This window comes from Roseofilum halophilum BLCC-M91, assembly GCF_030068445.1.
In the GTDB taxonomy this organism is placed as follows: domain Bacteria; phylum Cyanobacteriota; class Cyanobacteriia; order Cyanobacteriales; family Desertifilaceae; genus Roseofilum; species Roseofilum halophilum.
The window spans coordinates 1-13,626 of sequence record NZ_JAQPOK010000051.1; the positions used below are offsets into that span (position 1 = coordinate 1).

At 47.1% G+C, this 13,626-nt stretch carries 15 protein-coding genes; 11 read left to right on the forward strand and 4 right to left on the reverse strand.

The genetic code is table 11. The features are described from left to right. The first annotated feature begins 2 nt into the window (after window positions 1-2). Together PJF56_RS06220 and grxD are read left to right on the forward strand one after the other, a co-directional pair. Complete coding sequence (locus PJF56_RS06220; protein WP_347179463.1) at window positions 3-1,223, forward strand: RNA-guided endonuclease InsQ/TnpB family protein; 1,221 nt, start codon at window positions 3-5, stop codon at window positions 1,221-1,223. An 83-nt stretch (window positions 1,224-1,306) separates the two neighbouring features. Continuing rightward, window positions 1,307-1,630 carry a Grx4 family monothiol glutaredoxin gene (gene grxD, locus PJF56_RS06225; protein ID WP_283761784.1) on the forward strand — a complete coding sequence of 108 codons (324 nt, stop codon included), beginning with the start codon at window positions 1,307-1,309 and terminating at the stop codon, window positions 1,628-1,630. Window positions 1,631-1,760: 130 nt separating this feature from the next. Here grxD and PJF56_RS06230 read toward each other — a convergent pair whose 3' ends face one another. Further along, window positions 1,761-2,009: a DUF6761 family protein gene (locus PJF56_RS06230; protein WP_347179464.1), complete on the reverse strand. Its 249-nt coding sequence runs from the start codon at window positions 2,007-2,009 to the stop codon at window positions 1,761-1,763. Window positions 2,010-2,345: 336 nt separating this feature from the next. Between PJF56_RS06230 and PJF56_RS06235 the strand changes: the two genes are divergently transcribed. Beyond that, window positions 2,346-3,113 carry a response regulator transcription factor gene (locus PJF56_RS06235; protein WP_283761786.1) on the forward strand — a complete coding sequence of 256 codons (768 nt, stop codon included), beginning with the start codon at window positions 2,346-2,348 and terminating at the stop codon, window positions 3,111-3,113. Between the two features lie 49 nt (window positions 3,114-3,162). Here the strand turns inward: PJF56_RS06235 and PJF56_RS06240 are convergent, their stop codons facing one another. From PJF56_RS06240 to PJF56_RS06250, 3 genes are all read right to left on the reverse strand, one after another. Next, on the reverse strand, window positions 3,163-3,726 hold the full coding sequence (locus tag PJF56_RS06240) for a hypothetical protein (RefSeq protein ID WP_283761787.1): 564 nt from the start codon (window positions 3,724-3,726) through the stop codon (window positions 3,163-3,165). A 16-nt stretch (window positions 3,727-3,742) separates the two neighbouring features. Next, window positions 3,743-4,180, reverse strand: a complete 438-nt coding sequence (locus PJF56_RS06245; RefSeq protein WP_283761788.1) for a DUF4079 domain-containing protein — start codon at window positions 4,178-4,180, stop codon at window positions 3,743-3,745. A 113-nt stretch (window positions 4,181-4,293) separates the two neighbouring features. Next, a complete protein-coding gene (locus PJF56_RS06250) occupies window positions 4,294-4,656 on the reverse strand; it encodes a DUF1830 domain-containing protein (RefSeq protein ID WP_283761789.1) in 363 nt (120 codons plus the stop codon). Between the two features lie 320 nt (window positions 4,657-4,976). On the opposite strand from PJF56_RS06250, the gene PJF56_RS06255 reads away from it, so the two are divergent. The 8 genes from PJF56_RS06255 to PJF56_RS06290 all read left to right on the forward strand — a co-directional run bounded on the left by PJF56_RS06255 (window position 4,977) and on the right by PJF56_RS06290 (window position 13,325). Beyond that, on the forward strand, window positions 4,977-6,578 hold the full coding sequence (locus PJF56_RS06255; protein WP_283761790.1) for a photosystem II high light acclimation radical SAM protein: 1,602 nt from the start codon (window positions 4,977-4,979) through the stop codon (window positions 6,576-6,578). Between the two features lie 129 nt (window positions 6,579-6,707). Continuing rightward, on the forward strand, window positions 6,708-8,075 hold the full coding sequence (locus tag PJF56_RS06260; protein ID WP_283761791.1) for a DICT sensory domain-containing protein: 1,368 nt from the start codon (window positions 6,708-6,710) through the stop codon (window positions 8,073-8,075). Between the two features lie 66 nt (window positions 8,076-8,141). Then, on the forward strand, window positions 8,142-8,783 hold the full coding sequence (locus tag PJF56_RS06265; protein ID WP_283761792.1) for a pentapeptide repeat-containing protein: 642 nt from the start codon (window positions 8,142-8,144) through the stop codon (window positions 8,781-8,783). Between the two features lie 124 nt (window positions 8,784-8,907). Continuing rightward, complete coding sequence (locus PJF56_RS06270) at window positions 8,908-10,098, forward strand: response regulator (RefSeq protein WP_283761793.1); 1,191 nt, start codon at window positions 8,908-8,910, stop codon at window positions 10,096-10,098. Between the two features lie 38 nt (window positions 10,099-10,136). Further along, window positions 10,137-10,661: an RDD family protein gene (locus PJF56_RS06275; RefSeq protein ID WP_283761794.1), complete on the forward strand. Its 525-nt coding sequence runs from the start codon at window positions 10,137-10,139 to the stop codon at window positions 10,659-10,661. A 47-nt stretch (window positions 10,662-10,708) separates the two neighbouring features. Then, the gene (gene rpmG, locus PJF56_RS06280) at window positions 10,709-10,903 is read left to right on the forward strand and encodes a 50S ribosomal protein L33 (RefSeq protein WP_283761795.1); all 195 of its coding nucleotides are present in this window, start codon (window positions 10,709-10,711) and stop codon (window positions 10,901-10,903) included. A 38-nt stretch (window positions 10,904-10,941) separates the two neighbouring features. Then, entirely contained in the window at window positions 10,942-11,160 is a 219-nt protein-coding gene (gene rpsR / locus PJF56_RS06285; RefSeq protein ID WP_283761796.1) for a 30S ribosomal protein S18, read from the forward strand. 143 nt (window positions 11,161-11,303) lie between these two features. Continuing rightward, complete coding sequence (locus tag PJF56_RS06290; protein ID WP_283761797.1) at window positions 11,304-13,325, forward strand: ribonuclease catalytic domain-containing protein; 2,022 nt, start codon at window positions 11,304-11,306, stop codon at window positions 13,323-13,325. Window positions 13,326-13,626 lie beyond the last annotated feature (301 nt).

The window sequence follows — 13,626 nt, forward strand, 5'->3', positions numbered from 1 at the left end:
TGCTGCACAAAGCACTCAAGGTTCGACTTTACCCAACACCAGAGCAACAAATTCTACTGTCTCAGCACTTTGGCTGTGCTAGATGGTGGTGGAACTACGCTCTAAATAAGTCTATTGAGACTTACAGAGACACTGGGAAAAGCCTTGGTCAGTCAGCACTCAATGCCTTGCTACCAAAGCTCAAAAAAGCAGAAGAGACAGTATGGTTATCTGAATGCTACAGTCAAGTTTTGCAAGCAACAACGCTCAATCTCACAAGTGCCTACAAGAACTTTTTTGCAGGTCGCGCTAGATTCCCTCGTTACAAGTCAAAACATGGCAAGCAATCGATTCAGTATCCTCAAAATGTCAAAGTGCTTAACAAAGTTGTTCAACTTCCTGGCAAAGTTGGTAAGGTTAAAGCCAAGCTACACCGTCAGATTGAAGGAACAATTAAAACAGTAACAGTTAGTTTAGATCCATCAGGAAAATACTTTGCATCAATACTGACTGAAACTGAAGGCGAAAATCCCGCAGTTTCAACGGACTGCAAGGTAATTGGGGTTGACTTAGGATTAACTCATTTTGCTATTACAAGCGATGGTTGCAAAGTCTCTAAGTATGACAATCCCAGGAATTTAGCTAAACATGAAAAAAATCTCAAACGCAAGCAGCAAAAACTAGCCAAAAAACAAAAAGGCAGTAATTCAAGAAACAAAGCTAAAAAGACTCTAGCTAAAGTGTACGAACGGGTGACCAAATTCCGTCAGGATTTTCTACATAAGTTATCAAGAAAACTCGTCAACGAAAACCAAGTTGTTGTAGTAGAGAATCTTAATGTCAAAGGCATGGTACGCAATCATAATTTAGCTAAAGCAATATCTGATGCGGGATGGGGAACTTTTGTCAATTTTCTAGCTTACAAGCTAGAGAAAAAAGGTGGCAAATTGATTGAGATTGACAGATGGTTCCCTAGCTCCAAACTTTGCTCTAATTGCTATTACCAGATTGATAAGTTGCCTCTCGATGTCAGGGAATGGACTTGTCCAAGTTGCGGCACTCGACACGACCGCGACGGTAACGCAGCATCAAACATTAGAGCAGAAGGCATCAGAATACTACAGACGGATGGAACAGCCGTCTCTGCTGATGGAGGGGAAGTAAGACCAAGGTTGGGGCGCAAGTCCGTTCTAAGGCATTCCCCCTTGAAGTCAGAAGCCTACACTATACTCGCTTCGAGTTAGTGTAGGTAGTTCACAAATCAGTTAAGATAAACACTTGCTAAACTGATTTAAGGTTGCCGTTCTACTTTCCTCACTCAATCACTATGACTCCAGAACTCAAACAAACCATTGATAAAGTAATTCAAGAACACAAGATTGTTGTGTTTATGAAGGGCAACAAAATGATGCCCCAATGCGGATTTTCCAATAATGTGGTGCAGATCCTCAATCATCTGGCAGTTCCCTATGAAGACATAGATGTATTGCAAAACGATCAGATTCGCCAGGGGATTAAAGAGTATTCTAACTGGCCAACCATTCCCCAGGTTTATGTTAACGGGGAATTTATTGGCGGCTGTGACATTATGATTGAATTATACCAAAGTGGAGAACTCGCCCAGATGCTGGAAGTGGCGTTAGCGTCCTAGAAGAACTTCCCCATCGATCGATAATCCCCCGGTAGTTATTTCAGGATCGAGCCGATCTCAAAACTATCGGGGGATATATTTTTGTTTTGAAACAACCTACAAACCAGCGATCGCCCATTGTCTCAATGGGCTAGTAAAATTTGGTCTCCGGTTCCGGTAAGGGCATTTCAAAATTGGATCTGTCGCGTAAATACCGATAGGCTTCTTCTTCCAGCCGATGGACTAAATAGGTTTCAATAGAGTTAGAATGTCTTAACGCCGCCAGATAGCCCTCTAAATACATACGCAAATCGTCATAGCGGTATCCTCGATTCCAGAGGTCTACAAGAGCATCAGTAATTTTTTGGTAACAGCGGATGGTTTGAGTATCCTGAAGCATCATAAGGGTTGTCTCCTGAGCATAAACTGAACTTCACCGTTGGGTATCTTAAGGGTCGATCCTTTGGTCTGTTCACTTCCCGATGGGCAAAATCCGGATCGGTCAATCGAAGAATCGCATTGATATTCTTATTTTAACGAATTTCCAGACAAAATCCAGATAGGAAATCAGCTAGAGTTTCGTGAACTTAGCATACCCAACCCCCCCAATTCTGTACCGATCCGGACAAATTAGCCCATGGAATACTCGGTATCCACAACTACAAAAATGTTTATCAAGCTTTGTTAAGGTGGGTGAAGTCCATGCTGCATAGTGTGATAAGGAAATTTAACCGAAGTGGTCTCGATCGGTATTCAGATTATAGAAAGTAACCCCCATCTGCGATCGCTTCTCGGTTGGCACTTACAGCAGGCTGGCTATGGGGTGTATCAATCCGCCGATAGTGCCAGCGCCCGCCATGTCTACATGGTACGAGAACCGACTTTAGTCGTTTTAGATAGTAGTATTTCTGGAGGGCAAGGCTTAGAGCTTTGTCAATGGATTTACAATCAACAGAAATCTTGGATTTTAATGCTCTCTGCTCGCGATGCTGAGACCGATGTCGTCGCTGGACTGCAAGCGGGTGCAGATGATTATCTGACCAAACCGTTTGGAATGCAGGAGTTTATGGCACGGGTGCAAGTACTCATTCGCCGACAGCAAAAACTTACGCCTCCGGCCTATCTTAACTATGGTGACCTGAAGATCGATTTGGTGCAACGGCGGGTGTCTCTCAAGGGAGCAGCCATCGATTTAACTCCCCAAGAATTTAGCCTACTTTATGCCCTCGCTCAAGTGGGAGGACAACCCCTCAGCCGCTCCCAGTTGCTGCAAAGAGCTTGGCCAGATGAAATTGATAACCCTCGGACGGTGGATACCCATGTCCTATCGTTACGGAAGAAAATTGAGATCGATCCCCGCCAACCCCATGTGATTCAAACGGTGCGTAAGGTGGGTTATCGGTTTAATCAAGATGCCCTAGCCCAGCAGAGGCGATCGCCTTATCCCACCCGCTCGCCTTCCCTGTCTGGTCAGCATACATTACCGATGAAACAATCGGAGTAAGGGGGAATGGAGAACAGGCAAAACCGGGCTTTACCCTTTACCTAGTCTCTCATGCAAGTGGCAACTGTTGTAGAGCGGTGGAAATTGTCCAAGCATCCACAGCTAGGAGCAGAAGACTAAAGCCTAATAAAAGGGCATACATCCAGGGTTGGGCAAGAGGTTTGACGTTGCTGGTGTCAATTTCGGTTTTCTCTTGCACTTGGTGAACCAGTTGGGAAAATCCAGCAATTCGCATGGGGAGTAGATAGGCATCCCCAGATTTAGCCAAAAAATAATAGACTAATCCTCCTTGTCCTGTTGTTCTGGGTTTCAAGGACTGGATCTCTGACCAGGGTAAAGACCAATGGCGGTTTTTGGCCCAAAAGACCCAGGAAGCATAGTTAACTTGAATTTGGCGATCGTCTACTGTGACTCTTTCACTGAGCGATCCCCAGAGAATGATAGCTCCTAGGGCAAGGGCCAACCACAGAAGGGTGGGAGAAATTTCGGAGGAGGTTACCCTAGCCAAAATCGGTAAGGGTACAGTGAGGGCAATATAGAGGGTGAATAGGGGGATACGGATGAGGGGGGAAATTCTAAACTGGGATGAGGGTTGCTGGGGGCGATCGCGCATAATTGGGTTGATTGATTCAGGGTAGATATTTTTGTACCACACTCCATCCGGTAATCGAAACCCAGCTAAACCCAATAAACAGGATCGTGTTAGTAATGAGGTGTAGGGGCCGGGCCCAAGGTCTTTGGGGACTGATTTGGGTGGCACTGGTGGCAGAAATGAGGACTAATGCCACCACCAGCAGGCCGGCAAATAGGTGGGAGGAATGACCCAGACTACCGTAATGACCCAAGGTTCCCACAATGCCGATCGCCAGCAGTAAAAGAACTAGAAAGACCAAAATGGAACCGAGAAGATAATGGAGCGATCGCCACCACCCAGGTAAGGGTTGGCGATTTTGCCGACTCCACCAAATTCCGGTTCCACTAATGGCTAATAAGCCATAGGAAAATAGGGCCAGGCCCATTGACCAAGCCGCTATTTTCCAGAGCCATAAAAATGAAGGAAGATCCACAAATGAAAACAGTATTTATTAAAGGTAACCATCTAAAATTTAGAGTTTAACTAAGATGAAGACGAAGGGAAATCAGTTGAGTTAGCCGTAGCTCTCTCCTTCTCCTACTTCTCTTAATCAATCGAAGTTAGAACCGGGGATTTAGTGGGGGTTAAGGTATTGATGACTTTGGGGAGGACTTTAGATCCTTTAAGAATATGCCCCTCCTCTTCCGTGCCTAACTCTTGGAGTTTTAAGCGATCGCAAGGGATTTTATCCGATAAAATTGCGCTGGCCATCATGCCGCAGTGAATTTCCAATAGGGCTTCAGGAACGGATTCAAAGACTAAACGCTGTCCGGGAAAGACGACCCGTTCAAAGTACCAATTTTGAATATTACAGATGCGAGCAACTTGTACTTTACTGGTGGCATTTACATAGCAGCAAAGAATACGATAAGACTGCTCTGGGGGTAGGGGATCGAGAATTTGTGCCATATTCTATGAAAAGATCAAAAATACTGCATATTAGCTTACTTGAATACTCTAACACTTCCGATCCCAACAGGTTGTAAACGCGACTACCATTAACCGTTTTTTAATCTCTATTTTTGGCCTCTCAATCGCAGTCCTACAGACTTTCATAAGGTTTTTCTGTGGAGTTTTCGATTATCATCTCTAATCATTATGATTAGTAAATCTAATGTGAGTCCCGACACCCTGGGCAAAAATTCCCCCTAACAGATGCCAAAACCAATGTTATCGTAAAGTTATGTGAAACATTCTCACAAATCTAGCTTGAGAACAGGAAACGCCCTATGCACGCTACCTCCGTTACTGGCGATCGCCTTCTTTACGTCCGCCTCCCCTGCAATCCCATCTTTCCCATCGGTGTCATCTACCTCGCCGATCACATCCACAAGTGCTTCCCCTCAGTAGAACAACAGATCTTCGACTTGGGAACCGTTCCACCCCTAGACTATAAACAAGCCCTAGACGAGGCGATCGATCGCTTTCGCCCCAACCTGCTGATCTTCTCCTGGCGAGACATTCAAATCTATGCCCCCGTAGGCGGACGTAGTGGGAACCCCCTACAAAACGCCTTTGAATTTTACTACAGCCTCAATCCCTTCATTAAACTGCGGGGCGCTTTGGGCGGTTTGCGATTAGCCACTGCCTACTATGGGGAACTTTGGCGGAATCTGAGCCTGATTAAGCGAGGCTTAAAGCGGGCCAAACAATATCATCCCAATACCCGCTTAGTCGTCGGAGGCGGTGCAGTCAGCGTCTTTTATCAACAACTCGGTCGCTCCCTTCCCCCAGGAACCGTTATTTCCGTTGGCGAAGGAGAAACCCTCCTAGAAAAACTCTTAAAGGATGAAGACATCAGTAGCGAGCGCTGTTATGTCGTCGGGCAAACTGTGCCCCGCGATCGCCTCATTCATGAACCCCCCACCCCCCTGGAAAAAACCGCCTGCGACTATAGCTATATCGAACAAATCTGGCCCGAATTGACCTACTACCTGCAAGACCCCGACTTTTACCTCGGCGTACAAACCAAACGGGGCTGCCCCCATAACTGTTGCTACTGCATCTATACCGTCGTCGAAGGCAAAAAAGTCCGCATTAACCCCGGCGATGAAGTCGTCAAGGAAATGCGCCAACTCTATGACCGGGGAGTACGGAACTTCTGGTTTACCGATGCCCAATTTATTCCCGCTCGTAAATTTATTCCCGATGCGATCGAATTGCTGGAAAAAATCCTCGATGCAGGCTTAACCGACATTCATTGGGCCTCCTATATTCGCGCCGATAACCTCACCCCCGAACTGTGCGATCTGATGGTCAAAACCGGCATGAACTACTTTGAAATCGGCATTACCAGTGGCTCCCAAGAATTAGTTCGCAAAATGCGGATGGGCTATAATCTGCGCGTGGTGTTAGAAAACTGCCGGGACTTAAAAGCAGCCGGTTTTAAGGATCTGGTATCCGTGAATTATTCCTTCAACGTGATTGATGAAACCTATGACACCATTCGCCAAACGATCGCCTATCATCGGGCCCTAGAAGAAATCTTTGGAGCCGATAAAGTGGAACCGGCGATCTTCTTTATCGGGTTACAACCCCATACCCACCTCGAACAATACGCCTTTGACCAAGGCATCCTTAAATCTGACTACGATCCCATGAGTATGATGCCCTGGACGGCCCGCAAATTACTCTGGAATCCGGAACCATTAGGAACGTTTTTTGGCCAAGTTTGTTTAGCCGCATGGCAGCGCAATCCCAATGACTTTGGCCGGGAAGTGATGCAGATATTAGAAGAACGGCTCGGTCGTGCCCCTCTGGATGAGGCTCTGAGCGCTCCCATCACTCCTAAAGCAGGAAGCAGCAAGCAATTAGCCAGCATTGGCTCTTAACAAAATTAACGGTTTACCCATTACCCTTCTGCCCATTACCCATGACCTGGTTTTTCTTAAAGCCAGGTTTTACAATGTAATGCAAGCATTCAAGATTAGTATTTCATAACTAACTGATAAGATAAACCAATGTTAACTGGCTCAATCCTGGAAAAACTGCATACAGCCCACAAAAATACCCAACCCCTTAATTTTGGGGTCTACTATAAAAACACTTTGGTGGCTCTGTGTCATGCCTTAGAAGATTTTATTCTGCAATGTGACGATCGCCCCCTGCTAATTGCGGCGTTCCAGCAGGGTAAATGGTATGAGCAAGAAGCAGAGCGCTATCGAGCCTTAGCCCAGCAGTCCTCGGAAGTGGTAATCTTAGCGACAGAAGAGACGGGCTTTAGCCAACATCCGACCAGTCAATTGCCGAATGTGCAATTGGTCGGCTTAGAGAGTAACGATCCGGTTTGTCAGGAATGGCATTTGATTATCCTTTCGCCCAATTATACGGCGATGGTTCTCTGTCAAGAATTATCGGCTGCCGACTATGGGGTAAAAGGATGGCCAGACAATGACTATGAACGAAAATTTTATGGGTTTTGGACGTTTGAACCCGATTTAGTCAAGGAAGCGGTGGCTTTAGTGGCCGAGCATTTGCAAGACTACGATCGCCAGTTAGCCCAACGGTTGGGCGATCGCCTAGAGACGCTCACTCCCAACCCCCCAGATGCGGATATGCTCAATGGGGTGGTTTCCTCTGTTGTTGATTATCTGCAAACCTGCCAAAACCAACTCAGTCCTTACGCCAGTGACTCTCCTTTATATCAGTTTCAAGACCTGACGGATAACTTGCGCTCGAATAAGGTTCAAGCCTTGTTGCGCATGGCTCAGGTGACCGATCAAGCGGAGTTGAGTAACCCTAATGCAGCGACGGAAGTGGCGACTCTTTCAGAGGTGATGGGACAACTGCTGGATTTACCTGTATGGCAAGTGAAACGCTTGCGGTTAGCAGCGCTCTTGCATCGACTGCCGAGCTTACAAGGTATACCCGAAAGCCTCGATCCTTATCAAAGCAAACGGCAACAAAAGCTTCAGGAGAAGGCCTCTGAGTTACCTAAGCCTTCAATTTTGCGAATTATGCCCCAACTTCAGGCGATCGCCCATATCATTAGCCATCAAACGGAACATTGGGATGGTTCTGGAAAACCGGAAGGTCTGGCCTACGATCAAATCCCGATTGAATCTCGGATTCTGAGTCTAATTGTCACCTTTGAAAACCAGATCCAGGATCGAGAGGTAGAGGACTCGGAAGCGGCGATCGCCGCCTTAGAATACTGCCAATCCCTATCGGGAACCCAATTCGATCCCAAATTGGTAGAAACTTTAACATTGTTACTACGCGGAATCCAACAGGGCTTGCAGGTCTCCAGCCTGACCCCTAAAATTGCGTCAGGCATTTGGTTACTTGATGAACATCAAGCTCCCGTTTCTTCCCTAGAGTCACTCTAACCGATGGAGAAGTTAACATAAGTCAAGCTAATGATTAATCTGATGAATACTAATCTGATGAATACTATGGAATTAGATCTGGTCAGCCTTCGTACTGGACATCTCAAACACCTTCCAGGAGTCAACTTAGAAGATGAAGATCTCCAGGAAGCCGAACTCTCACAAGCCAATTTAGCGGGTGCTAACTTAGTGGGAACAACCCTCTCCTATGCTAACCTCAAAGGAGCAAGACTCGACGGAGCCAATCTGATGGGGGCCAAACTGATCGGGGCCGATCTTCGGGCTAATTTACTCGGATCAAACCTGATGCAAGCCGATCTCACCCAAGCCGACTTACGAGGAAGTAACCTTAGAGGGGCGAATCTCATGGGGTCTACCTTAACTCAAGCCTCTTTAGCAGGAGCTTTCCTGAGTGGAGTCAACTTGATGGGGGTGAACCTCCAAGGTGCAGATCTGCGAGGTAGCGACTTGCGAGGGGCGAATTTAAATAACGCTAACCTCAAAGGGGTCGATTTAAGCTATGCCGATCTTCAAGGAGCCAGTTTAACTCAAGCCAATCTAGAAGAAGCGGACTTACGCGGTGCGAATTTGATCGGTGCTAATTTCCGAGAAGCCCATTTACTCTGTGCGGAATTAGAGGGTGCAACTCTAACCGGAATCAATTGGGACGGTGCTTGTTTAGTCGGAACAAGCCAAAATCCTGGATAAGGCTGGGTGCAGGATGGATGCTCAAATGGTTCAGTTGTGCGATCGCCTCTAGTTCGTCTTCAATACCCTTTAGGAATACCGTAAAAAATTCCATGGAGTTATCGCATTGTGAGTGAAGAGTTCTATGCAGCACATTCAATTTGAGCCATCAGAATTTACCATCCTTGTGGTTGAAGATAATGCCAGTAACATGCGCTTGCTGATTGAACTCTTGCTGGATGAGGGTTATGAAGTGGAAGCCGCCGTGAATGGTCTGGAAGCTCTGGAAAAAGCAGAACAGATGCACCCAGACTTGATTCTGCTTGATGTGATGATGCCAGGGATCAATGGCTATGAAGTGTGTGAAAAACTCCAGGGTAATCCTCAAACTCAGGGTATTTCCGTGATTTTTGTTACAGCAATGGCGCAAGTGGGGGATAAGATCAAAGCCTTTGAACTCGGAGCCGTTGACTATATTACTAAACCGTTCAATATCAGAGAAGTGATGGTACGGCTGGAGAAACATTTGATCCGGCGATCGCACTATAAATATTTGGAACAAAAAGTACATACCCTCGAACAAACCTTATTTGCCTGTTGTCCAGACGGTATTGAGTCCTCATCAGCGCCTTCGAGTCCCTACTTAGAACAGTTGGTTCATAACCTGTATCAACTGAAAACTACAGAAGAAGCTTTACTCCAACGTGAAGAACCCAGCGAAGAACGATGGCAACTGGCCCTCTGGAGCAATAATGATGGAATTTGGGATTGGGATGTGACCCGGAACCAAGTGTTTTATTCTCCCAAATGGAAATCGATGCTTGGTTATGCAGACGATGACATTTCTAATCATCCCGATGAGTGGAAACAGCGAATTCACCCGGACGATCTGGGCCCAATCATGACCACTCTCAAAGAACATTTAGATGGCGCAGTTCCTGAATATGTGGGCGAGCATCGTTTGCGGTGTAAAGATGGCAGTTATAAATGGATTTTGGGTAGAGGAAAAGCGATCTGGGATGAACAAGATCGTTTGGTGAGAATGGTCGGATCGAATACGGATATTAGTGACCTGAAAGAAAGGGAACAACGACTTCAGGAAGCTAAGGAAGTCGCGGAAAGAGCGAACCAGGAAAAAACTGATGTGTTGGCGAGAATAAGCCATGAACTGCAAATACCATTAAATGTCATTCTGGGATTGAGTCAACTGCTGACGGAAGAGTTGAGATGTCATACACGATCGCGTCCTAAAGAGTTAGAACATTTGCAAAACATTCATAGGAGTGCCAAAAAAATGTTAACACTTCTCCATGATATCCGGGATTTTCTCAATTAGACTATCAGTATTAAGCTTGTTGTTTCTTGTGACTGTTCATGTTCAGTGCGCCCCCCGATCGCTATTTTCCCAGAGCGCCTCTGTCGCGACGGACAGCGGCCTTTGCTATGGATTTAACACTGATCTGGCTCTTTTGTGCGATCGCCGGTAGAAGTTTGTTTTTACCCGCCTTTGTCCTCGCTTGGTTTACCGCTCGCATCTTTGTGGTTCTCAAAAATAAGGGCCAAAGCCTGGGACGCTACGCCTTCGATCTGCGCGTAGTAGACTCAACGGGGCGCACCCCCTTGTTTTCTGACCTCTTGAAACGCGAAGCAATTCTTGGTGTTGGATCGATCTTAGCCCTAGGGGGGTTGAATGCCCTCAATCCTGCCAATGCTTGGTCACTCCTGCTGATGTTACCCCTCGGAGTCGATTGTGGCTGGGCGTTTGCCGAAACCAACTGGCGACAAGCCTTTCATGACCAAGTAGCAGGGACATTGATGGTTCAAAGTCGTCGCGGTTATTCCTTAGATTTGAAATTGAAACAGATACTTGCACAATTACAGAAACGTATGAGACAATAGTAAATTGTGTTTAATTAACTCGAAAAACTTCTAGCACCCATAAAGCCATGGCTAAGAATAAAGGTGTTCGCATCACTGTGACCCTAGAATGCACTGAGTGTCGGAGCAACCCAGCGAAGCGATCGCCGGGAGTCTCTCGGTATACGACCAAAAAAAATCGCCGGAATACCACGGCGCGGTTAGAGCTGAAAAAGTTCTGCCCCCACTGTAACTCCCATACCATCCACAAGGAAATTAAATAACCCTTATTGTTCCCTAACGATCAACCGAGAGGAAAACTATGGCAAATTACTACAAAAAACGGGTTTCCCCCATTCAACCCAAAGAGCAAATAGATTACAAAGATGTGGATTTACTCCGTAAATACATCACTGAGAGGGGTAAGATATTGCCACGCCGTATCACCGGTTTAACCTGTAAGCAGCAGCGTGCCCTAACCACAGCCATTAAGCGGGCACGGCTTCTGGCCCTATTACCTTTTGTCAATCAAGAGGGGTAAGCAGTGGCAGCGTATGGGTAACTATCAGCACAGATAATGCAGAAAAAGTTGGCTAGAGGAGTCTCCCCCTAGGGAAGTCAACTCTGCCAAAGGCTGGTACATTAAGGCTGTGATATTTGTAAATCAATGCCTAGGATAGTGCTGTGGAGAAGGGAAGGCTAATCGAATTTAGACTCAATGGGGAACGGCGACTGGCGGTGGCCGATCGCCCAGAAGGAAAGAAAAATTGGGTAGTGATCGATCGAGACGCTCATAGTTATACGATTAAGCGCCAGCAGGTGACCTATGAAGTGGCGGGAGAAAGCTATACTCCCTCCGACATTGCCCAGTTCCTCAAAGAAGTAAACCCCTATCTAGACCCATCCAATTTAGAAGTAGCCTGGGAATTGTTGGTCGAAGCGGGGGAAGCGGTAACCCCCGAAGACCTGGCCCAACTGATCTATAGCGATAGAACTCCAATTCAGTGTTATGCAGCCCATTGCCTATTGGTGGAAGATAAGGTTTACTTTAAGCAAAAAGGCGATCGCTATGAACCCCGCTCTAGTAGTTTAGTGGCGGAAATCCAGCATCAACAGGAAGTTCAACAACAACGACAACAGGAAGCTCTAGATTTTCTAGATCGCATCAATCGGGCCCTATCCGGTGAAGTGGTAGAGTGGACGAATAGCGATCGCAGCCGTTTAGAGGCGATCGAAAAATACGCTATCCATGGTAACAGCACAGAAGGCTTCAAACCCTCTGCGATCGTTCCAGAAACCCTGACAGCGCTCAATCGTCCAGATACCCCCCAAGCTTGCTTCGATCTCCTAGTAGCCTTGGGTCTATGGAGTCCCCATGAAAACCTATTTCTGCGGCGGAGTCAAATTCCAACACAATTCTCAACAAAGGTACTCGATGTGGCTCAAGGTTGTCTTCACAATCCACCAGATGACCCAGACTCCAACCGCCTAGACCTCACTCACCTTAAGGTCTATACCATTGATGATGAAAGTACCAAAGAAATCGATGATGGACTCAGTATCGAATACCTAGAAGACAATCAAATTCGAGTCTGGATTCACATTGCCGACCCCACACGCTGGCTCACCCCAGGGGATGAACTAGACCTAGAAGCCAGACGCAGGGGAACCACCATTTATACCCCCACCGGCATGATTTCCATGTTTCCCTCAGAATTGGCCACCGGCCCCATGAGCTTAATTCAAGGGAAAGAATGCTGCGCCCTCAGCTTTGGCGTAATCTTAGACTCAGAAGGGGCGATCGCCGATTACACCATCCACGCCAGCACCATCAAGCCCACCTATCGCCTCACCTACGACGATGTAGAAGAAATGCTCCATCTAGGCGTTCCCGCCGAACCGGAAATCGCCACCCTCGCCCAACTAGCCAAGCTACGACAAGCCTGGCGCACGGCCCAAGGCGCAATTAACATCTCCATGCCCGAAGCCTCCATCAAGGTTAAAGATGACGAAGTAACCATCACCCTCCTCGAAGATGCCATGTCCCGGCAACTGGTGGCCGAAATGATGATCCTCGCTGGAGAAGTCACCGGACGCTATGGTTCTACCCATCAACTCCCCTTTCCCTTCCGTTCCCAACCCCAACCCGAACTCCCCCCCGCCGAAGAACTCATGCAACTGCCACCCGGCCCTGTCCTATCCTGCGCCCTGCGCCGGTGTATGCCTCGCAGTGAAATGAGCATCACCCCCGCCCGTCATGCCAGTTTAGGGCTTGATTTTTATACTCAAGTCACCTCCCCCATTCGCCGCTACATGGACTTACTCACCCACTTCCAACTCAAAGCCCATCTGCGGGGTGACCCCCTACCCTTCTCAGAAGCCAAGCTGCAAGAACTCATGGCTGCCATTGCTCCAAGCACCCAAGAAGCCAACTGGGTCGAGCGCCAAACCAACCGCTATTGGGGATTAGAATTTCTGCGTCGCCATCCCGATCAAGTCTGGCAAGGGTTAGTGCTGCGCTGGTTGCGGGAACATGACAATTTGGCTCTGGTTTTATTAGAAGAACTGGGTCTAGAAATGGCGATTCGCTTTACAAACCCAGTTTCTCTTGGCGATTATATCGAGCTTAAGGTTACTTATGCCGATCCCAGGGAAGATGTGGTGCATTTTCAGCATGTTCTAGAACCCGCAGCCGTAGAATCTTAAGGAAAATCTTAAGGATTTGATATAACGGTTTAATCTGACATGATACAGCCGTTTTCGCTATTCTGCCCTGCATTTTGATCCCCCTTTCATGTCCGCTTGCAGAAAATCCCCCGATGAATTGGGGGATCTTTGCCTCTTGTACCTCATATCAAATCCGCTTGAATACCATAATTAAAAATGTAGGGAGCAAGATGCTCCCACTCCAGTAATATCAAATAATTGAGGGAGTGCGGGCATCTTGCCCGCTAGTTTAACTCCAGTAATATCAAATAATTGAGGGAGTGCGGGCATCTTGCCCGCT